This window comes from Mesonia profundi, assembly GCF_031085155.1.
Lineage (GTDB): Bacteria > Bacteroidota > Bacteroidia > Flavobacteriales > Flavobacteriaceae > Mesonia > Mesonia profundi.
The window spans coordinates 44,530-70,014 of the sequence record NZ_JAVHUL010000003.1 but is presented as its reverse complement, the minus strand read 5'-3'; the positions used below and the strand labels follow the sequence as shown (position 1 = coordinate 70,014).

Genomic DNA, 25,485 nt, shown 5'->3' with positions numbered 1-25,485 from the left:
AATTAAAGCATTCCTAATTCTAGTTTTGCTTCTTCGCTCATCAACTCTTGCGTCCAAGGGGGATCAAAAGTAATCTCTACCTCCACATCATTTACTTTGTCTATAGACTTGATTCTTTCTTCTACTTCCTGCGGAAGAGATTCTGCTACGGGACAATTAGGAGTTGTTAAGGTCATCAAGACTTTAACGTCGTAGTGTTCATTCACAAAAACGTCATAAATCAATCCTAATTCGTATATATCTACAGGAATTTCTGGGTCAAAGATGGTTTTGATAACCTCTACGACTTTTTCTCCTAACTCATTGGTATCTATTGCTTCTATAGCCATAATTCTTTTGTTTAATTGAGCTTGGCTTGATAAGCCAATGCATACATTTTTATTTGTTTAACCATACTCACCAAACCATTAGCTCTGGTAGGTGATAAATGTTCTTTTAACCCAATTTCATCAATAAAATGGGTATCGGCATCGATAATTGCCTGAGGTTTTTGATTCGTAAACGAACGGATTAAAATCGCAACAATTCCCTTGGTAATAATCGCGTCGCTATCTGCCGTAAAAACCACTTTATCGTCATTTAATTCAGCGTTAAGCCACACTTTACTCTGGCAACCTTTAATTAAATTCTCCTCTATTTTGTGAGACTCATCTATTAAAGGAAGGGACTTTCCTAAATCGATCATATATTCATACCGTTGCATCCAGTCTTCGAACATTGAAAACTCATCGACAATCTCTTCTTGGATATTTTTTATACTTTCCAATCGCTTATTTTTTTCCTTTTAAAATTACATTTTTATTTTCATCTAACAGTAAAATCTCATCGGCTTCATATTGATAAGATGCTACTTCAACCATAGCTTTTAAGAACTTAGATTCTATAGGCATAAACGTACAGTACATTTCGGTCACCATCGCATTTCCTATGATAAGACTCCCCTCTTCCATAATCATGGGAGCTGAATATTTATTACAGCCCGTACTTCCGGTGACCCGTTTTAACTGACTGTCAAAATTCATATCTACACGGGCTTTATCATCTATAGATTCCCCGTAAAGATTAATGACATCGTACTTTCCCAATGGCAATTCTACCATAGCTCTCTTAGGTGCTTTACAAGCATTCATTCCCAAAAAAATAACCAAAAGAATTCCTAAATACCTCATGACAACATCATTTTTGCTTTTTTCACACTCTCTACCAAGACATCAATCTCCTCTTTGGTATTGTAAAAAGAAAAAGAAGCTCTTACCGTTCCCGGAATCTTATAATAATCCATAATAGGTTGAGCGCAATGATGACCTGTTCTTACCGCCACCCCTAATTTATCTACAATAGTACCGATATCGTAAGGGTGAAGACCTTCAATATTGAACGAAATCACAGCCGTTTTTTCTGCGGAAGTTCCGTAAATTCTTAATCCTTCTATTTTTAATAATTCTTGTGTCCCGTAAACTAATAGTTCATGTTCATAGGCAGCAATCTTGTCGAAACCTATCTCATTCATATAATCTAATGCCACTCCAAAAGCGATTCCGCCACAAATATTGGGCGTACCTGCTTCAAATTTGTGAGGTAAGCCAGCGTAAGTCGTTTTTTCAAAGGTCACTTGGTCAATCATTTCTCCGCCTCCTTGGTAAGGGGGTAGTTTTTCTAACCAGTCTTTTTTTCCGTAAAGAATACCAACTCCTGTGGGACCACACATTTTATGTGCAGAAACGACGTAAAAGTCGACATCTAGCACTTGAACATCTGCTTTTATGTGCGGAGCTGCTTGTGCGCCATCTAATAAAACGGCAGCACCAACTTCTTTTGCTTTGGCAATAATTTCTTTAATGGGATTGATGGTTCCTAAGGCATTGGAAACATGATTTACAAACACCAATTTGGTTTTTTCTGTAAACAATTCCGCGAAAGCGAGCTTATCTAACTCCCCTTCTTGCGTCATAGGAATCACCTTTAATTTAGCGCCCGTTCTTTCACAAAGCATCTGCCAAGGAACAATATTAGAGTGATGTTCTAATGCCGAAACCAGCACCTCATCTCCTTTTTTGATCAAAGAAGAGAATCCGTTGGCTACTAGATTAATGCCATGGGTAGTCCCTGCAGTAAAAATAATCTCCTCTTTATGCTTGACATTAAAATGCGCTCTTATCTTTTCTCTGGCTTCCTCATAAGCATCGGTCGCTTCTTGCGAAAGGCTATGAACGCCACGATGAATGTTGGCGTTGTAATTTTGGTAATAATCTACGATCACATCAATAACTTGTTGTGGCGTTTGCGAAGTGGCGGCATTATCAAAATACACCAAAGGCTTCCCGTTCACTTTCCGTGAGAGAATAGGAAAATCTTTACGGATTTTATCAATATCTATCATGGCATGTTTTTATGATGCATTATTACTACTGATTTGATTACAAATCAAATCCTAAATTTACATTCAATTTGTTGGCGATCAGTTTGTTGATACGTTGTTTGATTTCTGGAATTTTCACACTATCCAGTACATTATTAGCAAAAGCATACATCAACAAAGCCCGAGCTTCTTTAGCAGGAATTCCACGAGTTTTTAAGTAAAACATCGCTTCTTCATCTAACTGACCAATGGTACAACCGTGGCTACATTTTACATCATCTGCAAAAATCTCTAGCTGTGGCTTAGAGTTGATGGTCGCTTTATCGCTTACCAAAATATTGTTGTTACTTTGAAAAGCATTGGTTTTTTGTGCTTCTTTTTCTACGAGCACCTTTCCATTAAAAACGCCTGTAGATTTATCTCCATAGATCCCCTTGTAGTCTTGATGACTTTCGCAGTTAGGTTCTATATGATGCACCAAGGTATTGTGATCTATATGTTGTTTCCCTTCGGTAATCGTGATTCCTTTCATGGTAGAATCTATTCGTTCTCCACGTTGAAAGAATTGCAGGTTGTTACGCACTAATTTTCCTCCAAAAGAAAAGGTATGTACTGAGCAGAAACTTTCCTGTTTTTGTTCCACGTAAGTGCTATCAATTAAAGAAGCAGAACCCTTATCATTCTGAATTTTATAATAATCTAATTGCGCTCTTTTTTCGGCATAAATTTCGGTAACCGAATTCGTTAAAACAGGATTCTCGGTTAAACTCTGGTGACGTTCAATAATTTGAACGTGGGAATTTTCTCCTACTACAATTAAATTTCTTGGCTGAACCATTAAGGCTGCTTCACTTCCCGTTGAAAAATTAAGGATTTGAATAGGCCGATCTGCCATCGTATTTTTAGGAATATTGATAAATGCTCCTTCTTTAGAAAATGCGGTATTCAACGCATTTAAGCCAGAGTCTTTTGGAGTGATTTTATCAAAATAATTATCAATGATAGCCTTATATTTAGGGCTATGTAATGCAGACGACATTAAACACGCATCTATTTTATCGTGCGTCGTATTTGACAGTTGGGAAGAATAAATCCCATCTATAAATACAATGCAATAGGTGTCTATATCATGAATAAAGTATTTCTTGACGTCATTATAGTCTATAGCGCTCTCCTTTTTAGGAAAAAGGCTGTAATCTTCTTTTAAGATTGAATTTAAAGAAGTGTATTTCCAATCTTCTTCCTTTTTACGAGGAAAACCAATTGTTTCAAAATCTTTAATGGCTTTAGTTCGCAATTGATGCACGTCGTTATTGACATCTACTTGCTCTTCAAAAGCAAAAAAAGAAGAGATTAATTTATCTTTTAATTCCATGGGTAATCTTGACTTTGCTCCCTAGAAAGGGAATTGATGTTGTTACAATTTTACGTTAATGAGAAACTTTTTAGCCCTCTACTTTCACTTCTTCTTTGATCCAGTCGTAACCTTGCTCTTCTAATTTATGTGCCAATTCTTTTCCTCCAGATCTTACAATCCTTCCGTCAAGCAATACGTGTACATGATCTGGCACGATATAATCTAACAAACGCTGGTAGTGGGTAATCACAACCACCGCATTGTCTTTACTTCTCAATTTATTCACTCCGTTAGAAACGATACGAAGCGCATCGATATCTAATCCAGAATCGGTTTCATCTAGGATAGAGAGTTTTGGCTCTAACATCGCCATTTGAAAAATCTCGTTTCGTTTTTTCTCTCCTCCCGAAAAACCTTCATTAAGAGATCTCGATAAAAATTTACGATCAATCTCTAACAATTCAGATTTTTCCCGAATCTTTTTCAGCATCTCTTTTGCTGGCATATCCTCTAAGCCTTGCGCTTTTCTAGTTTCGTTAATCGCCGTCTTCATAAAATTGGTGACTGAAACTCCAGGGATTTCTACAGGATATTGAAATGACATAAACACTCCTTTGTGCGCACGTTCATCGGCTTCCAACTCAGAGATTTCTTCATCTTCTAAAATGATCTCTCCTTTAGTTTGCTCGTATTCTTCTTTACCAGCAATTACGGAAGCCAACGTACTCTTACCAGAACCGTTAGGCCCCATAATAGCGTGTACTTCTCCCGCATTAATCTCTAGGTTGATTCCTTTTAATATCTCTTTACCTTCAACACTTGCGTGTAAATTCTTTATTTTTAACATCTTTATTTTCCTTTTACTTTAATCGCTTCTTCTCCCGTTGGAGCCGAAACTTTTAAAATTTCTTTAATTTCTATAATTTGATCCCATCCTTCTTTTGCCGGATTGGGTTTTACTTTTGCTTTTACCATCACAGGAACCATATCAAAGTCTTCTCTTTTTAATGGTTTTACCTCTTCGGCTAATTTCATACTCATCGAATCTAATTCAACGCCGTAGATAAAGTCATTTCCTTTTAATACTGCAGCATCGGCTATATAGATAAACTCACCTTGCAAAGCTACGAGTCCATCTGTTTTCTTGATCTCCTCTACTTGCGTAGTATCGTTTTCTTTTACTTCTTCTTTTTTAGCGTCTTGTTTACATCCTATAAAGAAGACAGCCAATAAGCTGGTGATCATAAATGCCTTTCTCATATCTTACGTTTTTATCCTACAGATCCTTCTAATGAAATTTCTAATAATTTTTGAGCTTCAACTGCAAATTCCATAGGGAGTTTATTCAGCACCTCTTTACTAAAACCATTTACGATTAAGGCAATAGCCTTTTCGGTATCAATCCCTCGTTGGTTACAGTAGAAAAGTTGATCTTCCCCAATCTTACTCGTGGTTGCTTCGTGTTCTACGATAGCCGATTTATTTTTAGCTTCAATATAGGGGAAGGTATGCGCTCCACACTCGTTACCCATTAATAGGGAATCACATTGTGAGAAGTTTCTTGCATTTTCTGCTCTGCTGTTAATCTGCACCAATCCTCTATAGGAGTTTTGTGAGTTTCCTGCAGAAATTCCTTTAGAGATAATAGTACTCTTGGTATTTTTCCCCAAATGAATCATTTTGGTTCCCGTATCTGCCTGCTGAAAGTTATTGGTTACTGCGATAGAATAAAATTCCCCAATCGAGTAATCTCCTTTTAAGATACAACTAGGATACTTCCAAGTTACGGCACTTCCAGTTTCTACCTGCGTCCAGCTAATTTTTGCACGATCTTCACACAAACCTCTTTTGGTTACAAAGTTGAAAACTCCTCCTTTTCCTTCCGCATTTCCTGGGTACCAGTTTTGAACGGTACTGTATTTAATCTCGGCGTCATCTAAAGCGATCAATTCTACTACCGCCGCGTGTAACTGATTTTCATCTCTACTTGGCGCAGTACATCCTTCTAAATAACTTACATAACTCGATTCATCTGCCACCACCAAAGTTCTTTCAAACTGACCGGTGCCGGCTTGGTTGATTCTAAAGTAGGTAGACAATTCCATAGGGCATCTTACGCCTTTTGGAATGTAACAAAAAGAACCATCACTAAATACCGCCGAATTTAACGCGGCATAAAAATTGTCTGAAGTAGGCACTACCGTCCCTAAATATTTTTTCACCAATTCTGGATGCTCTCTAATCGCTTCAGAAATAGGACAGAAAATAATTCCTTTTTCCGCTAAGGACTTTTTAAAGGTTGTAGTTACCGAAACGGAATCCATCACCACATCTACTGCTACTCCCGCTAATTTCTTTTGTTCATCTAAAGAAATCCCTAACCGCTTGAAGGTATCCAGCAACTCTGGATCTACATCATCAATACTGTCGTATTTGGGTTTATTATTAGGCGCAGAATAGTAAGATATATTCTGAAAATCTGGCTTCTCGTAATGTACGTTAGCCCAATCTGGCTCCTCCATTTTCTGCCAAACTCGGAAGGCTTCCAAACGCCATTCAGTCATCCACTCTGGCTCTTCCTTTTTCTTAGAAATAGCTCTTACAACATCTTCATTTAAGCCCACGGGGAACGTATCAGATTCTACATCAGTATAAAACCCATACTCATACTCTTTGGTCTTTAATTCTTCTCTTAAGTCGTCTTCTGTAAACTTATTCATTTTTAAAGTTTTAAAGCTATCAAGTTATCAAGTTTTAAAGTGCTTTTGATAAATAACTTATCAGTCCACTTATCATTTTTGATATCTCCGTAACTTTTATGTTTAACATTTCAAACTGCTCTTCATCAACATATTTTAAATCATAAGCTAAATACAATTGAGAACGAAATTCTCCAGCAGATGCTTTAGCTATATATAGAAACCTAATAAACTCTTTATTGGTTTCTCTTTCAAATCCTTCGGCAATATTGGAAGAAATTGAAATACTCGATCTTCGTATTTGGTCTCTTAGCGCAAAATCTTTCGAAAAAGAATTGGCTTTACTCGTTAGTTGATATATTTCTTTATTTAACTCCCTTGCTTTCTTCCAAGAATCTATTTCTTCAAAAGAACTAAACCTTGCCATACCTTCAACTTTTCACTTTCAAACTATTTATAGAGAGAAACTCTCTCCGCAACCACAAGTTCTTTGTGCATTAGGATTATTAAATACAAATCCTTTTCCGTTAAGGCCTCCCGAATATTCTAAAACGGTTCCCAACAGGTATAAAAAGCTTTTTTTATCTACGATAAGCTGTATTCCGTTATCTTCAAACACCTTATCTTCATCTACTCGAGTTTGATCAAAGTTTAAATCGTAAGATAAACCAGAGCAGCCACCGCTTTTAACACCTACACGAACAAAGTCCTTCTGGGAGTCAAAACCTTCCTCTGCCATCAAATGACCCAGCTTTATTTTAGCTTCTTGACTAACCTTTATCATGCTTTATTTAAATTAATTCTAATTAAGAAGCAAATATACAATATAAGAACCTGAATACCATATTTGCATAGATTAATATATGTTATTGTTTAATAGGATTTGGCTATAATTTTTAAAGGTAATCATTTGAGAAATTAGACCAACTGCCAAGTCAGTACTTTACATAGACTAACCACTTTGTTTTACTGCTTTGAACTTACATCTTAAAAAGACAGACTTAAATAACAAACTCTTCTAAAATTCTAAAAAATAGCTGGTTACAAGATATTTTAAATTTTTTACGGAAACCGTGCCATACAATTCATTCCAGTCGTAATCATGAAGCATATGCTTCCTATTTTTATAGACTCAATAAAGACAAAATCAATTTAGAAGTTTAAATGGATACAATAATTTTTTAATTGTATGTATCAGTGTCCGATTTAAAATAGCATAAAGCTGATGACCCTTTGAGGCTATGAAATCTAAAATGATTTATCGAGGACGATAGGATTATTTTGACTAAAAAATTACTGTTTATCAATTGGGAACAATTATATTTTGGTTCTTAGTTCTAACAGCCCAGCAGTCTTGGTTCTTTATCAGCCAACAATGATTATATTTATTAAAACAAAAAACGAAATTCCTATTTTATGAAAAAACAAATACTCTACGTGATTACCTCGCTTATTTTACTCTCTTGCGGAGTTCAAAAGTTTGAAGATAAGACCTATGAATACTCAGACGATATTACTTTTGAAATTAAAGCAATGGCTAATATTTCAATGACAGAAAACGTTACCCCCTCAATTACCGACACTACTTATATTACCAAGAAGGGATCTCGATTTAAAAGAATGATTATTAAATTTAATAATCATTCTAACATGGAACAAACCATCGATTTTAGTAAGTTTTATCTCCTCAATGATAAAAACCTAAAATACAAAGTGCATTTTGTTATGCAATATGGAAAGGCTTATGGCCGCAATATTCAAATTAGGCAAAGAACATTAAGTGCCAATAAGGAAAGATCATTTTTAATGGAGTTTCATCCGGCTTTTGCAAAAGGAAAAAACCCAAAAGCTTTACTCATCGAAGACCCAAATGTTGTCACAAGAGATAAAGTTATCCCTCTACTGTATTTGGATAAAGATTAATTCCGCATCAAGATTTAACCCGACAAAATTTTACGGACAAGCTTCTCCAGAGAGTCTAGATTTAAAACTCAGCAAAACAATTAAAAACGTAATTAAGGAAAAACACTTGTAAACTATACTTTATATTATTTTGACTGTTTAATCTATCGAAAACTCTTATTTTTGCCGTCTATTCATTTACTTTATAGAGAAAGCATATGTTCGAAGATAATAGCCCCAAAACAAGTTTATCTGAATTAGGAGAGTTTGGTCTTATTGATCACCTTACCCGATTCGTAGAAATCTATCAACCTTCAACCCTTAAAGGAATTGGAGATGATGCTGCCGTTATTCATCACAAAGATGAGGCAACCGTAGTCACTACAGATATGCTGGTAGAAGGCGTTCATTTTGACTTGGCTTATATGCCGTTGAAGCACTTGGGATACAAAGCCGTAATGGTGAACCTATCTGATGTGTATGCTATGAATGCCGAAGCGACTCAAATCACCGTTTCTATTGCGGCTTCCAATCGTTTTCCGGTAGAGGCTTTAGAAGAGCTTTATGCGGGAATTACACTAGCGGCAAAAACCTACAAAGTAGATGTGGTAGGTGGTGACACCACTTCTTCCACTTCGGGATTAGTGATTAGCATTACCGCTTTAGGAAGAGTAGATCCTAAAAAAGTGACCTCACGAGATGGCGCTAAGCCTAATGATTTACTAGTGGTCACTGGCGATTTAGGAGCGGCCTATATGGGATTACAAGTCTTGGAACGCGAAAAGCAAGTCTTTAAAGTGAACCCTAACGCCCAACCCGATTTAGAACCTTACGCGTATTTGGTTGAAAGACAATTAAAGCCAGAAGCCAGAAAAGACATTCCAGATCTATTGGCGGCTTTAGAAGTGCAACCTACCAGTATGATTGATATTAGCGACGGACTTTCTTCTGAAGTGATTCATATTTGTAAGAGCTCTAAGGTAGGCGCTAATATTTTTGAAGAAAAAATACCTTTAGATCCTGCAGTGATTTCGGTGTGTGAAGAATTTAACATCGATAGCACCACCATCGCTTTAAATGGAGGCGAGGATTACGAACTTTTATTTACTGTAGATCAGAAAGATTTTGATAAGATCAAAGCAAATCCTAACCTTACCATCGTTGGACATATCACCGAAGAACGCGAAGGCATGCACTTGGTCACTAGAGGCAATCAAAAAATCCCGATCAAAGCTCAAGGCTGGAATTCTTTTGACGACGAAAAAGAAGAGGATTAATTCCATTTAGAAAATGTTTTTATTAAATCAAAAATCTCGATCTGGCTCTTCAAAATGAATTCTTTCGAGCTGACCTTCCATGTATTGACATAAGGCCAGAGATTTTAGATAAATAGTATTGAGTAGTATATATATCACTCACCACTCATTAGTTTCAATAAAAGGAGAAATCCTATTAATCGGAGATTGAAGATTTTTTCACTTTCCACTTACCTCTCACTACTAAAATCTCAATACTCAATACTAATTACTATTTCAAACCATCCCCTTAATATCATTTCCCCAAGTAGGATAAGCAAAAATCATGGCTTTCAAATCCTCGCACGTCAGTCCGCTGCAAATGGCTATCGTAAATAAATTAATGATTCCGCCAGCCTCCGGACTTATAATATGAGCGCCCAAAATCTTTTTGGTTTTCTTGTCCACAATGGTTTTATAACCATAATGACGTTCGTTAATACGTTTGGCATTAAACCAATTCAGATCCATTTTTTCTTCTACCACAATTTCATATCCTTTTGCTTTAGCCTCGGCTTCTGAAAGTCCGACAGATGCCAATTGCGGACTTGTAAACACCACCGATGGTTGTGGTGGGTATGTAGCTTCTTCCTTTACGCTTTTCCCAATGAGCTGCGAGATCACTACTTTGGCTTCTTGGGATGACAGCGGAGTTAAAGGCAAGCCTTCACTATCTGACACATCGCCGCAAGCATAGACATTTTTATTGCTGGGATTTTGCAGGTGTTTATCTACACTCACCCCTTTTTTGGTAAAGCTTACGTTTCCTTTCTCTAAGTCTAATTCATCTATAGAAGGCACTCTACCGGCGGTGTTAAACACCAATTCAGCTTTAGCTTCAATAATTTTATCGCCTTGTTTTGCGCTTACGCGGAAGTATTTCTGCAATTTTTCAACTTTACTCACTCCGGCGTTAAAAATAAACTCAATTCCCAAATCTTTTGAAGCTTGGGTTAAAGGGTTTACAATGGCTTCATCAAAATTGGTAAGCGGTCTCGGGGACATATCTATCATAGTTACTTTTACGCCCATTCTCGCGGCAATATGAGCAAACTCCATCCCAATATAACCTGCGCCAATAAAAATCATGCTTTCGGGTAGTTTGGGGAGATCTAGAAAATCATCGCTAAGCAAAGCCAGATCTCTTCCAGGAATTTTCAATTCGAGTGGTTTATTTCCTGTCGCGATCACAATCTTTTTCGCACGTACGGTTTTTCCTTCTACAGAAAGTGTGTTTTCATCTAAAAACTGAGGCGACTGATGATACATATGAATACTTAAAGCCTTCAAATCACTTTCTGTCGCAGCGGGAACAGCATCTACAAACTTTCTTTTGTATTGCTGTAAATCTTCCCAGCTAAACTCGGGCATTTTGGTAATCCCTTTTCCCATCATTTTTTGTGAGCGATCCAATATTTCCGAAAGCCCCACGAGTACTTTTTTAGGGTCACAACCTCTGTTGGCGCAAGTACCGCCAAATTCGCGATTATCGGCAATAGCCACTTTTTTTCCTGCTTTTACACAAGCTTTAGCCACGGTTTTTCCCGCAGTTCCTGTTCCTATAACCAATACATCGTACTCTTTCATGTGTCTAAATTTTTAAAAACAAAAGATACGAGTATTACTAGGTTTTGGCTGTTATGGAAATGGTAAAAAACGACTTTTATAGTCATTTCTGAATGGTAAACTCATCAAAAAGAAGTATTTTAGAGAGAAGTTTCTTCCCGTATGCAAAAGCAAACCAACATAAAAAACTATCTAGAAGGTCCCGAAATGACCCAGTTAGTGGTAAAAGCGCGGGAGATAAAAAATAGCGGAAAGATTTTTTCTGATATCTATGACGCCAAAGGCTGCCAATATGTAGATTTAGTACAAGAAGGCGGCGGGGTTTTGGGTATTGCGCTCGTAGGCTATACCTATATTTTAGAACAGGCAGGAATCAGGTTTTATAGCTTAGGAGGAACTTCTGCCGGAGCTATTAATGCTTTATTTATGGCAGGAATGGCTAATATTGGAGAGCCGGTTTCGATGAAAATCCTGGATGCGCTGAGTCAGAAAAATTTCTTCGACTTTGTAGATGGTCCAAAAAGAGTCAAGCATTTAATACAGCGTAAAGTAGAGGAACGCGGTGGTTTATTTTGGAATTTACTTTTTAACAGCGTTACTATTTATTACCAGCTACGATATCGTTTAGGACTCAATCCAGGCGAAAAATTAGAAAATTGGATTGATCATCACCTCAGGGAAGCTGGAATTAATTCTTATGCCGACTTAAAACAAAAACGAACATTGGCTTCTCAACTTTACCACCGCGAGAACAAACCAATATCTAAACCTAGACTAGCCATTATTTCTTCGGAAATCACCACGCATACCAAAGTAGATTTTCCAAGAATGGCACATTTATACTGGAAGGATGTAGAAAACATCCATCCGGCTCAATTTGTGAAAGCCTCTATTGCGATTCCTTATTTTTACTATCCATTTGTAAAAAAAGATATTCCTGATGCAGGTACCAAATCCCATAAAGAGTGGATGACTTTTGCTGGCTATCGCGGAGAAGTCCCTCCCGAAGTAAAATTTGTAGATGGTGGTTTGCTTTCTAACTTCCCCATCAATATTTTTCATACTAAAAAAATTCCTTCACTCCCTACCTTTGGCGTAAGGTTAAGCGTTTACCGAGAAAAATACAGTTCTACCTCCGGCGCATTTAGTTTGGGCGGCGCGATGATTAGCACCATGCGTCAAATACACGATTATGATTTCCTCTTGCGCAATCCCGATTATAAACAACTAATTTGCCACATCGATGCCGATCTTCAATACAACTGGTTAAACTTTAATATGTCTTTCCAAGATCAACAAAACCTATTGCTGATGGGCGCACGAAAAGGATTAGCATTTCTTCAAAACTTTGACTGGAATGCGTACAAATCCGTCAGGGAAAAAATACAAGAATGCTAAGATTCATCAGAGAAAAACCCGAAAATATTTAAAAATTTCTTAAATTGTTAGGTGAATAGCAACTAAAAGGGATGTTTTATGCTTGTATTGTTAGATAACGGTCACGGCGGACTCATAAACGGAGTCTACCAAACTCCCGGAAAGAGAAAACAATGGAACGAAGGCATCATTTACGAAGGTGAATTTAATCGCGCTATCGTTAATGGCATTATTGAAGAACTCACCCGTTTGCAAATACCCTACATCAATATTGCTCCAGAGTATTGGGATGTTCGATTGGTGACTCGGGTGAAACGCGCCAATGCTTATGCACATTTACCCTGTTTTTATTTGAGTGTTCATGCGAATGCTGGCGGAGGGGAAGGCGCAGAAATTTTCACCTATTACCGTCAAACAAAAAGCGATGCGATTGCTACGGTCTTTGGAGAAGAATTTAAAAAAGAATTTCCTTCTGAAAAATTGAGAACCGATTATAGCGATGGCGATTTAGATAAAGAAGCGTCATTTTATGTGCTTCGGAAAACCATGATGCCCGCTATTCTTACCGAGAATTTTTTTATGGATAACTGGAGAGAGTTTTCAGAGATTCTAAACACTCCTCAAGGGAGAAAAAAAATTATCGATTACCATATAAAAAGTATCCTTCGGGTGCGGGAAGAGTTGTTTTGAAACTTCAATTAAAGCTTATGAAAAAAATAAAAATTATATACAGCCTCTGTTTCATGAGTATTTTCTTAGTGTCTTGTGAAGGACTAAGAACCGCAGCATTTGACCAATACTCCTACCAAAAAGCAACCGAAATTAAAGTAGAAGCCGCCAATTTATTAGACAGCGCTGTTTACCCTTATGCAGAACACGAACAGAAAGTAGAAAAACTGCGGGAAGACTTACAAAAAATTATAGAATACGAGAAAAATAAATCCTATAACGACATTAGCTTAGCGATGTGGCAAATCCTTTCTGATGAAGAAAAAAATCTACTCGCGGGTTTGCTAAAGCGCTGGGAAAATCAACAACAACTATCCCCTGCTTTTGTACAAGAATCTAAAGCCCAAGTGATGGAGGCCATCAATTTGATTATAAAATATGAAGCTGCGAAAGACAAGACTTCCAAAGCGCAATTACAAAAACTCATTAATACCTACTAATTATGGATTTTGAAGAACTATTAAAAGAAATGCGCAACAGCCTCTTGCTTCTGGTAAGAGAACAATACGCTGACTTTTCAAAAGCCGGAGAAGACACCGTTACCCAATTTTTAGAAGATGCTAGAGAAAAACTCAGAAAATGGACGTTCCTCTTGGCGGAAGAACTCATCACTCCCGCAGAATATGAATGGCTTTTAAAAAGCCAAAAAGATCTTTTTTTGATGCATACTTTATACAGTGCAGGAATCTCAAAAATTAGACTGGGTATTTTTAAAAACAAAGTCATCAATACCATTACCGATGTTGCGATTAAAGCTTTGTTGTAGTCACTAGGACAGATAAATCCCTTAAAAAACCATAAACAAAGCGTTAAAAATAATTAGTACTCTTGTGAACTAAGTTAGAAGGAATTACCTTTGACGGAATGAGTTTATCTAAGATTACCGAGAAATTTTCACGGCTCCCGCAACAGCAGGAACTGGAAAAAGCTATTGCCCAGCCCAAAGAAATCACTGCCAAAATACATGCGAAAGGTCTCGTGGGTTCTGCGCTCTCCTTCGCTGTAGCCAATGCTTTTAAAGCTTCAGAAAAACCTTTTTTACTCGTGTTTAACGACAAAGAAGAAGCGGCTTATCACCTCAACGATTTAGAACAGCTAGTGGGAGAGAAAAACGTTTTGTTTTATCCCGGCAGTTACCGCAGGCCTTACCAATTGGAAGAAACCGATAATGCCAATGTGCTATTACGGTCTGAGGTGCTTAACCGCATCAACTCGCGTAAAAAACCAGCGGTGATCGTTACCTATCCAGACGCCTTGTTTGAAAAAGTGGTGACCCGAAAAGAATTGGATCGCAGCACGCTCAAAATTAATTTGGGCGACGAACTCTCTATAGATTTTGTGAATGAGGTGTTGTTTGAATACAAATTTAAACGCGTAGATTTTGTAACTGAACCTGGGGATTTTTCGGTGCGGGGAGGAATTATTGACGTATTTTCTTTTAGCAACGATGAACCTTATCGCATAGAGTTTTTTGGGGATGAAGTAGATAGTATTCGTAGTTTTGATGTAGAAACGCAACTTTCTACAGAAAAGGTGAAGAAAATTTCGGTGATGCCGAATGTAGAAAACAAACGCCTAGAAGAAATTAGGGATAGTTTTTTACATTATATCGCGAATAAAACCGTCGTTTTCATTAAAAATCTCGATTTATTAGGCGCAGAACTCGATAAATTATTCGGTAAGGCCGAAGAAGCTTTTCAGAATCTTTCTGAAGATATCAAGCATAGCGAACCAAAAGAATTGTTTTGCAGTACCCAAGAAATTCAGCAGCAACTGGATGAATTTTCTACCGTAGAATTTGGTAGTCAGGCGTATTTAAATCCGCAGCAGCGAATAGAATTTCATACCAAACCTCAACCTTCTTTTAACAAGAATTTTGACCTACTCATAGAAAACCTTAGACAAAACCATTCCGCAGGGTATACCAACACTATTTTTTGTGTGAGTGCCCAACAAGCTAAACGCTTTCACGACATTTTTGAAGACCAAGGGGAAGAGGTGCATTATAAAACCATCGTGTTTTCTATGTTTCAAGGTTTTGTGGAAGAGGATACCAAAACCGTTTGCTATACAGATCATCAAATCTTTGAACGTTACCATAAATTCCATCTTAAAAATGGGTATGCCAAGAAACAGGCCATCACCATAAAGGAATTGACGAATCTGGAAGTGGGCGATTATGTAACGCATATTGATCACGGAATTGGGAAATTTGGCGGACTCCAAAAAATAGATGTCGAAGGAAAACAACAAGAAGCCATCAAGTTGATGTATGGGGAGCGGGATATTTTATACGTTAGCATTCATTCGCTTCATAAAATCTCTAAGTTTAATGGGAAAGATGGGAAACCGCCAAAAATCTATAAGCTTGGAAGCAAAGCTTGGAAGACTTTAAAAAATAAAACCAAAGCTCGCGTAAAGCATATTGCCTACAATCTAATTGAGTTGTATGCCAAAAGACGCCTGGAAAAAGGATTTGCTTTTGGCCCCGATTCGTATTTGCAACATGAATTGGAAGCTTCATTTATCTATGAAGATACGCCAGACCAAAGCACGTCTACCCAAGCGGTAAAAGAAGACATGGAAAGTGAACGCCCTATGGACCGTTTGGTATGTGGGGATGTAGGTTTTGGAAAGACCGAGGTTGCCATTAGGGCGGCTTTTAAAGCGGTAGATAATGGCAAGCAAGTAGCGGTTTTGGTGCCTACTACAATTTTAGCTTTTCAGCATCAACAAACCTTTACGGAACGCTTAAAAGATTTACCAGTATCTGTAGATTACCTAAATAGATTTAGAACCGCCAAAGAGCGTAAACAAGTACTCGAGGAACTGGAAAACGGGAAAATAGACATCATTATTGGAACACACCAGTTAGTGAATAAAAACGTCAAGTTTAAAGATTTAGGCCTGCTGATTGTAGATGAGGAGCAAAAATTTGGCGTGGCAGTAAAAGACAAATTAAAGACCATCAAAGAAAATGTAGATACGCTTACGCTTACAGCAACGCCTATCCCGCGTACCTTGCAATTCAGTTTAATGGCGGCGCGGGATTTAAGCACCATTAATACGGCTCCACCCAACCGTTATCCTATAGAAAGCCACGTGATTCGTTTTTCTGAAGAGACGATTCGCGATGCGGTTTCGTATGAAATTCAGCGAGGCGGACAAGTATTTTTTATTCATAACCGCATCGAAAACATTAAAGAAGTGGCCGGAATGCTACAGCGTTTGGTTCCCGATGCGAAAATTGGCGTAGGTCACGGCCAAATGGAAGGTAAGAAACTCGAAAAGCTGATGTTGAGTTTTATGAATAATGAATTTGACGTGTTGATTTCTACCACCATTGTAGAAAGCGGTTTGGATGTAAGCAACGCCAATACCATTTTTATCAATAACGCCAATAATTTTGGTTTATCAGATTTGCATCAGATGCGAGGACGCGTGGGACGAAGCAATAAAAAAGCTTTTTGCTATTTTATCACTCCGCCTTATTCGGTGATGACCGATGATGCTCGGAAACGCATTAGCGCTTTAGAGCAATTTTCTGAATTGGGTAGCGGCTTTAATATCGCGATGAAAGATTTAGAAATTCGGGGTGCCGGAGATTTATTAGGAGGCGAGCAAAGTGGCTTTATCAATGAAATAGGCTTTGATACCTACCAAAAAATATTGAGTGAGGCTATTGATGAGCTAAAAGAAAATGAGTTTAAAGACTTGTACGCCGATCAAGAGAAGCCAGAAAATAAGGTGTTTGTAAAAGAAACGCAGATTGACACCGATTTTGAAATTCTTTTCCCCGATGATTATGTGAACAACATTAGTGAGCGCTTAAATTTATATACCAAACTCAACGAATTAACTACCGAAGAAGAACTACAAGAATTTGAAGTGGGACTAAAAGATCGTTTTGGAGAATTACCTACAGAGGTCGTAGATTTATTAAATAGCGTGCGTATAAAGTGGATTGCTTCGCAGATTGGGATTGAAAAAATCATTCTAAAGAAAGGCAAGATGGTTGGTTATTTCATCGCAGATCAGCAATCGGCTTTTTATCAAACCACCACCTTTACGAAGGTTTTGCAATTTGTGCAAAGTCATCCGCAACAATGCATCATGAAAGAAAAAGACACCCGTAAAGGCTTACGTCTTTTACTTACCTTTGATAAAGTGACCACGGTAGAAAGAGCCTTAGAAGTTTTACAGCCGCTAAAACCGAAAGAAGCTGTAGCAGAAAAGGTTTAATTTTTCTTTACGGAATTGTTTAAAGGCTAAAAGTAAAATAACCGCTTAAAAATGTAAAAAAGCATCTTCCAGATGTTCCAATCTGGTGCCGCTCTTATTTTTAATAATAGCTACAATATCAAATCGCACGTCCACGTCTAAATCATTTGCATTCACATAGTGGTCAATGGCTTTTACCAGTTGCTGAATTTGCTTAGGTTTCACAAAGTCTTGAGGATTTCCAAAATCTGGTGTACTGCGGGTTTTAACCTCAACTGCACAAAGGGTATCTTTCAGTTGAGCAATAATATCCACTTCCGCTTTTTGAAATCGGTAGTTGCGTTCTAAAATTTTATAGCCTTTTTTCAGTAAAAAATCTGCGGCAAGCTGCTCTCCTTTATTTCCTAAATCGTTATGCTCTGCCATTTTTTTTAATTTTCCTCTTCTAAGATACTCAAATTAATTCAGTTGTAATTCCCTCCGATAAATAGGTTTATTTGCTAACTTTGAAATTGCTTTTTTAAAAGCACCTCCCTAAATCTAATATGATGAGAACAAGTCTAGTTATTTTAAGTTTAATATTGAGTACCAACCTAGTTATGAGTCAGCAAAAAATGACCCCAGAAACCTTATGGAGCCTAAAGCGTTTAAGTGTAATGGGCGTAGATGAAGCCCAAAAGAATATCTATTACAAATTAAAAATTCCTAATGTAGAAGAGAATAACTTTGACACCGAGTTTTATAAAATATCCATTACAGGCGGTTCTGCTACCAAAATTAGCGAAGATGCCGTAGAGGTAGTATCCAAGAACATTTCTCCTAATAAAAAATATGAGCTCTTTGACAAAACAGTACGTATAGAAGAGGTAACGGGAAAAAATCGTTATAAAAATCTACCCAAATCCAATGCTTATGTATATACCGATTTGGATATTAGACACTGGGATACGTGGAATGACGGTACTTATAGCCATGTTTTCTACAAAGCAAAAGACGCCAAAGAGGAGGAAGGTATCGATGTGATGCCAGAGGAGCCTTATTATAGTCCACAGCGCCCATTTGGCGGGGATGAAGATTATATTTGGGGTCCAGATAGCGAACACATTTATTACGTAAGCAAGAAAGTAAAAGGGAAGGCATACGCACAAAGCACCAATACTGATATTTACAAGTACAACCTTAAAACAAAAAATACCGAAAACCTTACGGAAGAAAATAAAGGTTATGACATGCAACCTGCCTTTTCTAAAGACGGAGCGCTCGCCTATTTACAAATGAAAACCGAAGGCTACGAGGCCGACAAAAATGATATCATCATTTTAAAAGATGGTGTAAAGCAGAATTTAACCGCACAATGGGATGGTACGGTTTCTAGCTTTACATGGAATAAAGATGCTAAAAGCGCTTATTTTACGGCTCCAGTAGATGGTACTATCCAATTGTTTGAAGTGGATTATCCCGGCAAAAAACGAAAAATGCCCCAAGTAAAACAACTTTCTAAAGGGGATTTTGATGTAAAAAGTATCGTGCTGCAAAAAGAGAATAAGCTCTTCGTAACGCGAACCGATATGAATCATGCAGCAGAGTTATTTACTTTCGATTTGAAAACGAAAAGCTTTACACAACTCACCCACATTAATGATGAAGTTTATAAAAGCTTGGATCTACCCAAAGTCGAAAAGCGTTATGTAACCACCACCGATGGAAAAAAAATGCTGGTATGGCTTATTTTACCGCCTAATTTTGATGTCACCCAAAAGTATCCAACCTTGGTGTATGCGCAAGGCGGACCTCAATCGCCACTTTCTCAATTCTACTCCTTTAGATGGAATTTTCAATTGATGGCTTCTCAAGGTTATGTCGTGATTGCACCAAATCGTAGAGGAATGCCAGGACACGGCGTGGAGTGGAACGAAGCGATTAGTAAAGATTGGGGCGGACAAGTAATAAACGATTACCTCAGCGCTACAGATGAATTATCCAAAGAATCTTTTATAGATGAAAACAGGATGGCAGCCGTAGGCGCTAGCTTTGGAGGCTATTCTGTATTTTACCTTGCCGGAATGCATAACAAACGCTTTAAAACTTTTATTGCTCACGACGGTGTTTTTGACACCAGAAGCATGTATGGAACCACCGAAGAATTATTTTTCGTCAACCATGATTTTGGAGGTGCCTATTGGGAAAAAGAGAATGAGGATGCTCAAAACACGTATGGAAAGTTTAATCCCATCAATCACGTGGCTAAATGGGATACGCCTATATTTATTATTCAAGGAGGAAAAGATTATCGAGTACCTATTGAGCAAGGTTTGGGAGCCTACCAAGCAGCACAATTGCTTGGTTTAAAAAGCAAATTGTTATACCTCCCCGAAGCAAATCATTGGGTTTTAGAACCTCAAAATGCCTTGGTATGGCAACACGAATTTTTTAATTGGTTAAAAGGTACTTTGTAAGAAAGCAGTCTGAATTTTAAACATTGCTGCTGTATATTTAGGATTCACTTTCCAAGTTCTCTCAAAAAAAAGACAGACACCATCTAAATTGATGATGCCTGTCCTAACAGCTTAGCTTGATTAGTTAGTTTAACTTATCTATTCTGAGAGAATTCAAGTTTTCTTTTAGCTGATTCTGTCATTGGTTTTGGCTGAAAGTTGGTTTCTACCTGTGCAGGTCTTGAAGAAGAACCTTCTGGTACTTCAAAAGAAAAAACAGGGTTTATATCATTTTCAATTCCTGAACCACCTCCATTACTAGGAAAGTCTACGGGGAAAGTTGCATTAAACGGATTTTGTGTAGAAGTTGGAATCTCCACTCCGTTTAGATAAACCGATGCCACATAATTTGTCGCAATACTTGGGTCGCAATTAGAGTACATATCTACATATACATAATACGTACCAGCATCTAATTGTGCTTCTTCAGGATAGGTAATATTTTCGTTGTTAATCCCATCAATAGAACAAGCTGGATTAGAATCTAAATCTAATTCTCCACCATTGCTGCTATTCATACTTCCGTAGTAAATATGTTCTCCATCGGGCTCAATAAGGTGTAAATCTACATCTTTATCATTATCAAAAGAAAGACTAACTTGTAAAGTACCTGTCCCTACACTGGTCACCATTAAATTAGCAATAACAGCCTGACTCACTTGATTATTTTGGTCTAAATAAGCCAAGCGAACGCTAAAGTTCTCCTCTTCATTTAACTGACTAATCTTTAAGATAAAGCTTTGATCTAAGTCAGAACTACTCTCAGGAGTAAGCTCAAAGTATCCCAATTCATCTACAGCACCTATATATATTCTCTCTGCAGGCGTACTGGTTTGAATCGTTGCGTAAGAAGTTCCTCCAGGAATAACATTGGTATTCATGTTGAGAATCTCTAAACTAGCCTCTGAACTTGCCGTGGGGAAATCTCTATTCTGCAAAATAGCATCTTGCACGTTAAACAAATTGTCAACGGTCGCATCAATTTCATTATTAGCATCGTCATCGCTACTACAAGCACTAAAAGCAAGTAATACGAAAACTAATAATCCATAAGTAAGTATCTTTTGTTTCATAACTATAAAATTTAGTTTTTAAATATTTAACTAATTTAACACGTTATTCTTACATATACTAATCAGAATGTACGAATAGTACGTAATAATGTATATTCTGTAGAGATCTGCTTATAGATTACTTTTTAATTTTATCCTAATTATTATAAATCAAGTTGAGGGAGATCATAAAAGCATTTACAGAGGTACTAAATTCTTTTAAAGTTTATAACTCAAACTTAATCCGCCGTAAAAATTCCGATTGTTACCAGGGTAGAAATACCGAGATTCTTTCCCTCCAAAACCAACCGCATTGGGAAGAATGCTTGCCGCATAGCTTTCGTTTAGTACATTATTTATACCTAGATTAAAATCCATCTCAATTTTCGGAAGCAACTGTAAACGATAAAATGCTTTTAGATTCAGCAATTGATAAGCATCGCTATAGACCAAATTTTCATCATTCAGAGGAATTTCAGCAACCCAAAGCGCATTGGTATTTAAGCTGAAATGTTTAAAAATAACGGCATCTACTCCAAGGTTAATTTTATGATCTGGCATTCCGGTTAATTCATTACCGCTAAAGTCTTCTCCTTCATCGTTAAAATCATCAAAGGAATACGCATTTAATTCCGCGGAAGCGTAAGTTTGAAACTGAAAATTTTGGTTTAAATTCCAGTTGTATCTTAATAAAAACTCTAAGCCATTATGATTGGTTTTTCCCGCATTCTTTCCTATATATTGATCATTTTCTACACGTTCGGCCACGAGTAAATCACTCACTTGAATGCTATACAAAGCCAATTCGATATATAAATTTTTCTCCCAAGAGCCTTTAAAACCGAGTTCATAATTCCATCCTATTTCTGGTTTTAACGTGTTGTTGATATTCCCTCGCGGAGTCAAAGTTTCGTCCACCGTGGGAATAGAAAATCCTTTGCTTAGATTTATATACACATTTTTCTGCGGAGTGATTTCGTACAAGGCTGCTGCTCGCGGAGCTACAATGCTTTCAAATTTCCCTTCACTTGTGGGCGTTGCGACTTCTTCCGTAAAGAGATTGGTTAACGTGTAATTGGTCGCGTTGATATTGAGCCCGCCAACCAACTTTAATTTTGGTAAAACTTGGAGTTCTCCTTGCGCAAAAACATTGTAATAATTACGGTTTTGCTCAAGATTGCTAATCATTACTCCACGCACACTTCCTTGATTAGGAAACTCTTCGTATAAATTTTCAAAATTGCTACCCGAGTAATTCTCCTGAAGAATCTCTGCCCCAATACTGGCTTTTATAGGAAGTTGAAACACCTGATCTCGATACGTAAAACGCGTTCGTGCGCCTAGATTATAGGCTTTTTGTTTTAAAATATCGAAAGGTCGAGGCTCGTAAGCATCTTTATAATTAGTGAAGAAACTGGTAGTTTGCGCTAATTTCTCTGAAAATTGGTATTCGTAAGAAATTCCTAGCAGAAAACGGTCATAAGATTCATAACCCTGAGCAGTTTTCCAAGTAAAAGCAGCTTGCCGCGGATTTTCTTTAAATACCGACAAACTGATCGAACTCGAGATATAAGCTTTTAAGCGCGTGAAATTTCCTAAAATATGAAGTTGAGACTTTTCTGAAATTTGAATACTGCTATTAAGATGAAAAGTTTTTCGATCATAATCGGCATTTTCCCGATAACCTTCTTGCTTTAAATGGTTGTAGCTCGCAAAAACCGAAGCATTTTTCTTCGCATATCCTAAGCTCGCCGTTTGCTTTTGCAATCCATAACTCCCAAAAACACTAGAAAGTTTGGTAAAAGATTGATTCTCGCTAGACTGAAAAGGCATCACTTGAATCACGCCGCCTAAACCAGAGCCGTACAGACTAGAATTGGGTCCTTTAATAATTTCTACACGATCTACCGCTTCTAAATCAATGTCGTTCAAAACGGTTTCTCCGTCACCTGTGCTTAACGGGATTTCGCTAAAATATGCTTTCACGCGATTAGTGCCATATTGTGCTCTAGAACCAATCCCCCGAATCGTAATTCTATTGGTATTTAAAGCGCCCGCTTGCGTATAAACTCCGGGAATCCGATTAAAAATTTCGGTGAGCAGGTTGGTTGATCCTCGGTTGAGTTCGGGTGTTTCTAAGAGATTTACCGCAGCTGGGGTTTTAGTGAGTTCTCCTTGCAAACTAGGTGCTTTCAAAATAACCTGATCCAACAGCGTACTATCTTGGTATTTTTGCGCTTGAGCATTCCAACAAGAAAAGATAACGAAAACAAATCCGTAAAGAAAAAATGGTGATTTCAATAAATTGGGGTTTTTAGACGAGGTAAAATCTTATTTACTTGTTTATAAATAAAATCTATTTATCTGCCGAAACGCGCCAAATAATTCCCGAATCATCATCGACCACCAATAGATCTCCTTGCTGAGTCTGAGTTACGCCAACAGGTCTTCCCCGCACTTCTGAAGCTTCTTCATTCGCAATAAAACCAGTAAGGAAATCTTGCGGCTTTTGAGGCTTTCCGCTGGCATCAAAAGGAATAAACACCACTTTATAACCGCTCAATACCGAACGATTCCAAGAACCATGCTGACCTACAAAAGCTCCGTTTTTATAGTTGGAAGGAAAACTTTCTCCCCTATAAAAAGTAAATCCAATCGAAGCCGTATGTGCCCCCAGTGGTACATCTGGAACTATCGTTTTTTCTACCATCTCTGGATGCGGATCTTCTTCCCAACGCGGATCTCTAATTTGTCCGTAATACGCATAAGGCCAACCGTAAAAACCACCTCCTTTTACACTAGTTGCATAATCGGGCACCAAATTATCGCCTAAGTTATCGCGTTCATTGACTGCTGCCCAAAGATCTCCCGTTACAGGATTCCAATCGATTCCAATAGGATTTCTAATTCCTGAAGCATAGGTTTTCTCGCCAGAACCATCTGGATTAATTTCTATAATTCTTGCACGACGCTGCTCTTTTTCCATTCCATACTCCCCCACATTGCTCGAAGAACCAACGGTAATGTAAAACTTGCTTTTCTCTTTATTAGTAATGAGATTACGCGTCCAATGGTGATTGTAACCTCCTGCAGGAAGCTCTATAATTGTTTCTCCTTCTCCTTTCAACTGATTTGCTCCTTCTTGATAAGGAAATTTCACTACGCCATCTACATTGGCTACATAAAAATGCCCATCATAAATCAACATCCCAAAAGGCTGATTAAGACCTTCCTTAAAGACGTGCTTTTCATCGGGAGAACCGTCGTTATTGGTGTCTCTAAAAAGAATGATTTTATTGGCACTAGTTTTAGCACCATCAGATTCTGCTACGAAGGTATCGCCGTTTGGCCCTATATAAATCCAACGCGGATGTTCTAGGTCTTCAGCAAATCGTGTTACGGTAAAACCTTGCGGTGCGGTAGGAGTTTCTCCCTCTTGCCACCCCACGTTTTTAGAAACTTTAGCCACTGCTTCAGTTGCAAAAGGAGCCTCTAAAGTAAGTTCACCAATGGCAGTTTTCACCGTTGTGGCAGTACTGTCTTGAGCGATTTCTTCTTTCTTATCGTCAGAAATTTTGGTGTTGTTTTTACAACTATACGTGAAAAGAGCGGCCATAATTAAGCTGCTAAAAAGGAATTTTGTTTTCATGGAATTGAATTTGTTACTAAAGTAGAGGAAAAAATGGTAAAATACAGTTGGCAACAGGCTAAAAAAATAGCTTTGACAAAAATATTGAATATTAAATAAATTGTATATTTGATAAAAATGCAACTTATGGACATTGAAACACGAAAAATAGAATTTGTTCAGGAGTTTTTAAAACTTCAAAGCGAAGAGGTAATATCAAAATTTGAAAAAATCCTAAAAAAGGAAAAAGAGTCCTCTAATGATTCTATTGAAAATTCAATGACAAAAGAGGAATTAAACGCTCGAATTGAAAAATCAGAATCAGATTTCAAAAACAAACGATGTAAGAAAACCTCTGAACTTTTAGAGAAATATCGATAATGGAATTGGAAATAATCTGGGCGGAATTTTCCGAATTTCAACTTGATAAAATATTCGAATATTACAAAAAAGAAGCAAATTTTGATATTGCATTAGAAATTATTGAAGGTATTTTAAACGAACCTGAAATACTCAGAAAAAATCCATTTGTTGGACAAAAAGAACCGCTTTTAAAAGAAAGAACAATAGAATATCGCTATTTGGTTTATAAAAGTTTCAAAATCATTTATTCTGTTGATGAGAAAAATGCGAAAATTAAAATTGCTGACGTTTTTGGTACAAGACAATTTCCAGATAAGATAAAAAGAAAGAAATAAAGACAGTTACCAGCACCTTATATATCATATCTGCATTTCTTCTCAACAGAATTTGATTATAATTGGAAAACCTTAAGTCTTTTGATTTGGATAGTTGAGTGCCCGAA

General features: G+C 37.3%; 25 protein-coding genes. 10 read left to right on the top strand and 15 right to left on the bottom strand.

Annotation, left to right across the window (positions count from 1 at the left end):
• Nucleotides 1-2: 2 nt before the first annotated feature.
• The 10 genes from RBU60_RS01990 to RBU60_RS01945 form a co-directional block, all read right to left on the bottom strand.
• Nucleotides 3-329 (bottom strand): SUF system Fe-S cluster assembly protein, encoded by a 327-nt coding sequence (locus RBU60_RS01990; protein WP_308862951.1) that lies wholly within the window; start codon nt 327-329, stop codon nt 3-5.
• Nucleotides 330-340: 11 nt separating this feature from the next.
• Nucleotides 341-718, bottom strand: coding sequence for a SufE family protein (locus tag RBU60_RS01985; RefSeq protein WP_308863018.1), 378 nt, complete (start codon nt 716-718; stop codon nt 341-343).
• Between the two features lie 52 nt (nt 719-770).
• Entirely contained in the window at nt 771-1,169 is a 399-nt protein-coding gene (locus RBU60_RS01980; protein ID WP_308862950.1) for an META domain-containing protein, read from the bottom strand.
• Nucleotides 1,166-2,380 (bottom strand): aminotransferase class V-fold PLP-dependent enzyme, encoded by a 1,215-nt coding sequence (locus tag RBU60_RS01975; protein WP_308862949.1) that lies wholly within the window; start codon nt 2,378-2,380, stop codon nt 1,166-1,168. The genes RBU60_RS01980 and RBU60_RS01975 overlap by 4 nt, the downstream gene beginning before the upstream one ends.
• Nucleotides 2,381-2,417: 37 nt before the next feature.
• Nucleotides 2,418-3,734: a Fe-S cluster assembly protein SufD gene (gene sufD, locus RBU60_RS01970; protein WP_308862948.1), complete on the bottom strand. Its 1,317-nt coding sequence runs from the start codon at nt 3,732-3,734 to the stop codon at nt 2,418-2,420.
• A gap of 70 nt (nt 3,735-3,804) precedes the next feature.
• Complete coding sequence (gene sufC, locus RBU60_RS01965; protein ID WP_308862947.1) at nt 3,805-4,563, bottom strand: Fe-S cluster assembly ATPase SufC; 759 nt, start codon at nt 4,561-4,563, stop codon at nt 3,805-3,807.
• A 2-nt stretch (nt 4,564-4,565) separates the two neighbouring features.
• On the bottom strand, nt 4,566-4,976 hold the full coding sequence (locus RBU60_RS01960) for a hypothetical protein (protein ID WP_308862946.1): 411 nt from the start codon (nt 4,974-4,976) through the stop codon (nt 4,566-4,568).
• 11 nt (nt 4,977-4,987) lie between these two features.
• Nucleotides 4,988-6,436 (bottom strand): Fe-S cluster assembly protein SufB, encoded by a 1,449-nt coding sequence (sufB, locus tag RBU60_RS01955; RefSeq protein WP_308862944.1) that lies wholly within the window; start codon nt 6,434-6,436, stop codon nt 4,988-4,990.
• 34 nt (nt 6,437-6,470) lie between these two features.
• Nucleotides 6,471-6,842, bottom strand: a complete 372-nt coding sequence (locus RBU60_RS01950) for a four helix bundle protein (protein WP_308862943.1) — start codon at nt 6,840-6,842, stop codon at nt 6,471-6,473.
• A gap of 27 nt (nt 6,843-6,869) precedes the next feature.
• Nucleotides 6,870-7,199: a HesB/IscA family protein gene (locus tag RBU60_RS01945; RefSeq protein WP_308862942.1), complete on the bottom strand. Its 330-nt coding sequence runs from the start codon at nt 7,197-7,199 to the stop codon at nt 6,870-6,872.
• A gap of 632 nt (nt 7,200-7,831) precedes the next feature.
• On the opposite strand from RBU60_RS01945, the gene RBU60_RS01940 reads away from it, so the two are divergent.
• Nucleotides 7,832-8,338, top strand: coding sequence for a hypothetical protein (locus tag RBU60_RS01940; protein WP_308862941.1), 507 nt, complete (start codon nt 7,832-7,834; stop codon nt 8,336-8,338).
• A gap of 197 nt (nt 8,339-8,535) precedes the next feature.
• Entirely contained in the window at nt 8,536-9,594 is a 1,059-nt protein-coding gene (gene thiL / locus RBU60_RS01935; RefSeq protein WP_308862940.1) for a thiamine-phosphate kinase, read from the top strand.
• Nucleotides 9,595-9,849: 255 nt separating this feature from the next.
• Here thiL and RBU60_RS01930 read toward each other — a convergent pair whose 3' ends face one another.
• On the bottom strand, nt 9,850-11,199 hold the full coding sequence (locus RBU60_RS01930; RefSeq protein WP_308862939.1) for a dihydrolipoyl dehydrogenase family protein: 1,350 nt from the start codon (nt 11,197-11,199) through the stop codon (nt 9,850-9,852).
• A gap of 141 nt (nt 11,200-11,340) precedes the next feature.
• Between RBU60_RS01930 and RBU60_RS01925 the strand changes: the two genes are divergently transcribed.
• The 5 genes from RBU60_RS01925 to mfd all read left to right on the top strand — a co-directional run bounded on the left by RBU60_RS01925 (nt 11,341) and on the right by mfd (nt 17,526).
• Nucleotides 11,341-12,576 carry a patatin-like phospholipase family protein gene (locus tag RBU60_RS01925; RefSeq protein ID WP_308862938.1) on the top strand — a complete coding sequence of 412 codons (1,236 nt, stop codon included), beginning with the start codon at nt 11,341-11,343 and terminating at the stop codon, nt 12,574-12,576.
• A gap of 78 nt (nt 12,577-12,654) precedes the next feature.
• Nucleotides 12,655-13,245, top strand: coding sequence for an N-acetylmuramoyl-L-alanine amidase (locus tag RBU60_RS01920; RefSeq protein ID WP_308862937.1), 591 nt, complete (start codon nt 12,655-12,657; stop codon nt 13,243-13,245).
• 53 nt (nt 13,246-13,298) lie between these two features.
• Nucleotides 13,299-13,724, top strand: coding sequence for an NRDE family protein (locus tag RBU60_RS01915; RefSeq protein WP_308862936.1), 426 nt, complete (start codon nt 13,299-13,301; stop codon nt 13,722-13,724).
• A gap of 2 nt (nt 13,725-13,726) precedes the next feature.
• Nucleotides 13,727-14,050, top strand: coding sequence for a hypothetical protein (locus RBU60_RS01910; protein ID WP_308862935.1), 324 nt, complete (start codon nt 13,727-13,729; stop codon nt 14,048-14,050).
• A gap of 98 nt (nt 14,051-14,148) precedes the next feature.
• The gene (mfd, locus tag RBU60_RS01905; RefSeq protein WP_308862934.1) at nt 14,149-17,526 is read left to right on the top strand and encodes a transcription-repair coupling factor; all 3,378 of its coding nucleotides are present in this window, start codon (nt 14,149-14,151) and stop codon (nt 17,524-17,526) included.
• A gap of 45 nt (nt 17,527-17,571) precedes the next feature.
• Here mfd and RBU60_RS01900 read toward each other — a convergent pair whose 3' ends face one another.
• Entirely contained in the window at nt 17,572-17,931 is a 360-nt protein-coding gene (locus tag RBU60_RS01900) for a YraN family protein (RefSeq protein WP_308862933.1), read from the bottom strand.
• A gap of 173 nt (nt 17,932-18,104) precedes the next feature.
• Here RBU60_RS01900 and RBU60_RS01895 point away from each other — a divergent pair, with 173 nt between their 5' ends.
• Entirely contained in the window at nt 18,105-19,961 is a 1,857-nt protein-coding gene (locus tag RBU60_RS01895) for a S9 family peptidase (RefSeq protein WP_308862932.1), read from the top strand.
• A gap of 134 nt (nt 19,962-20,095) precedes the next feature.
• Here RBU60_RS01895 and RBU60_RS01890 read toward each other — a convergent pair whose 3' ends face one another.
• From RBU60_RS01890 to RBU60_RS01880, 3 genes are all read right to left on the bottom strand, one after another.
• A complete protein-coding gene (locus RBU60_RS01890; protein ID WP_308862931.1) occupies nt 20,096-21,073 on the bottom strand; it encodes a YfaP family protein in 978 nt (325 codons plus the stop codon).
• Between the two features lie 198 nt (nt 21,074-21,271).
• Nucleotides 21,272-23,353, bottom strand: a complete 2,082-nt coding sequence (locus tag RBU60_RS01885; RefSeq protein ID WP_308862929.1) for a TonB-dependent receptor family protein — start codon at nt 23,351-23,353, stop codon at nt 21,272-21,274.
• A 55-nt stretch (nt 23,354-23,408) separates the two neighbouring features.
• Nucleotides 23,409-24,701 carry a PQQ-dependent sugar dehydrogenase gene (locus RBU60_RS01880; protein WP_308862928.1) on the bottom strand — a complete coding sequence of 431 codons (1,293 nt, stop codon included), beginning with the start codon at nt 24,699-24,701 and terminating at the stop codon, nt 23,409-23,411.
• A gap of 126 nt (nt 24,702-24,827) precedes the next feature.
• Here RBU60_RS01880 and RBU60_RS01875 point away from each other — a divergent pair, with 126 nt between their 5' ends.
• Together RBU60_RS01875 and RBU60_RS01870 are read left to right on the top strand one after the other, a co-directional pair.
• Nucleotides 24,828-25,061: a hypothetical protein gene (locus RBU60_RS01875; RefSeq protein WP_308862926.1), complete on the top strand. Its 234-nt coding sequence runs from the start codon at nt 24,828-24,830 to the stop codon at nt 25,059-25,061.
• Nucleotides 25,061-25,378 (top strand): type II toxin-antitoxin system RelE/ParE family toxin, encoded by a 318-nt coding sequence (locus RBU60_RS01870; RefSeq protein WP_308862925.1) that lies wholly within the window; start codon nt 25,061-25,063, stop codon nt 25,376-25,378. Before RBU60_RS01875 ends, RBU60_RS01870 begins: the two co-directional genes overlap by 1 nt.
• The last annotated feature ends 107 nt before the right edge of the window (nt 25,379-25,485 follow it).

Excerpts from the sequence above, each read along its gene's own strand:
- RBU60_RS01990 (WP_308862951.1), bottom strand. The coding sequence starts at position 329 with ATGGCTATAGAAGCAATAGATACCAATGAGTTAGGAGAAAAAGTCGTA.
- RBU60_RS01985 (WP_308863018.1), bottom strand. The coding sequence starts at position 718 with ATGTTCGAAGACTGGATGCAACGGTATGAATATATGATCGATTTAGGA.
- RBU60_RS01980 (WP_308862950.1), bottom strand. The coding sequence starts at position 1,169 with ATGAGGTATTTAGGAATTCTTTTGGTTATTTTTTTGGGAATGAATGCT.
- RBU60_RS01975 (WP_308862949.1), bottom strand. The coding sequence starts at position 2,380 with ATGATAGATATTGATAAAATCCGTAAAGATTTTCCTATTCTCTCACGG.
- sufD (WP_308862948.1), bottom strand. The coding sequence starts at position 3,734 with ATGGAATTAAAAGATAAATTAATCTCTTCTTTTTTTGCTTTTGAAGAG.
- sufC (WP_308862947.1), bottom strand. The coding sequence starts at position 4,563 with ATGTTAAAAATAAAGAATTTACACGCAAGTGTTGAAGGTAAAGAGATA.
- RBU60_RS01960 (WP_308862946.1), bottom strand. The coding sequence starts at position 4,976 with ATGAGAAAGGCATTTATGATCACCAGCTTATTGGCTGTCTTCTTTATA.
- sufB (WP_308862944.1), bottom strand. The coding sequence starts at position 6,436 with ATGAATAAGTTTACAGAAGACGACTTAAGAGAAGAATTAAAGACCAAA.
- RBU60_RS01950 (WP_308862943.1), bottom strand. The coding sequence starts at position 6,842 with ATGGCAAGGTTTAGTTCTTTTGAAGAAATAGATTCTTGGAAGAAAGCA.
- RBU60_RS01945 (WP_308862942.1), bottom strand. The coding sequence starts at position 7,199 with ATGATAAAGGTTAGTCAAGAAGCTAAAATAAAGCTGGGTCATTTGATG.
- RBU60_RS01940 (WP_308862941.1), top strand. The coding sequence starts at position 7,832 with ATGAAAAAACAAATACTCTACGTGATTACCTCGCTTATTTTACTCTCT.
- thiL (WP_308862940.1), top strand. The coding sequence starts at position 8,536 with ATGTTCGAAGATAATAGCCCCAAAACAAGTTTATCTGAATTAGGAGAG.
- RBU60_RS01930 (WP_308862939.1), bottom strand. The coding sequence starts at position 11,199 with ATGAAAGAGTACGATGTATTGGTTATAGGAACAGGAACTGCGGGAAAA.
- RBU60_RS01925 (WP_308862938.1), top strand. The coding sequence starts at position 11,341 with ATGCAAAAGCAAACCAACATAAAAAACTATCTAGAAGGTCCCGAAATG.
- RBU60_RS01920 (WP_308862937.1), top strand. The coding sequence starts at position 12,655 with ATGCTTGTATTGTTAGATAACGGTCACGGCGGACTCATAAACGGAGTC.
- RBU60_RS01915 (WP_308862936.1), top strand. The coding sequence starts at position 13,299 with ATGAGTATTTTCTTAGTGTCTTGTGAAGGACTAAGAACCGCAGCATTT.
- RBU60_RS01910 (WP_308862935.1), top strand. The coding sequence starts at position 13,727 with ATGGATTTTGAAGAACTATTAAAAGAAATGCGCAACAGCCTCTTGCTT.
- mfd (WP_308862934.1), top strand. The coding sequence starts at position 14,149 with ATGAGTTTATCTAAGATTACCGAGAAATTTTCACGGCTCCCGCAACAG.
- RBU60_RS01900 (WP_308862933.1), bottom strand. The coding sequence starts at position 17,931 with ATGGCAGAGCATAACGATTTAGGAAATAAAGGAGAGCAGCTTGCCGCA.
- RBU60_RS01895 (WP_308862932.1), top strand. The coding sequence starts at position 18,105 with ATGAGTCAGCAAAAAATGACCCCAGAAACCTTATGGAGCCTAAAGCGT.
- RBU60_RS01890 (WP_308862931.1), bottom strand. The coding sequence starts at position 21,073 with ATGAAACAAAAGATACTTACTTATGGATTATTAGTTTTCGTATTACTT.
- RBU60_RS01880 (WP_308862928.1), bottom strand. The coding sequence starts at position 24,701 with ATGAAAACAAAATTCCTTTTTAGCAGCTTAATTATGGCCGCTCTTTTC.
- RBU60_RS01875 (WP_308862926.1), top strand. The coding sequence starts at position 24,828 with ATGGACATTGAAACACGAAAAATAGAATTTGTTCAGGAGTTTTTAAAA.
- RBU60_RS01870 (WP_308862925.1), top strand. The coding sequence starts at position 25,061 with ATGGAATTGGAAATAATCTGGGCGGAATTTTCCGAATTTCAACTTGAT.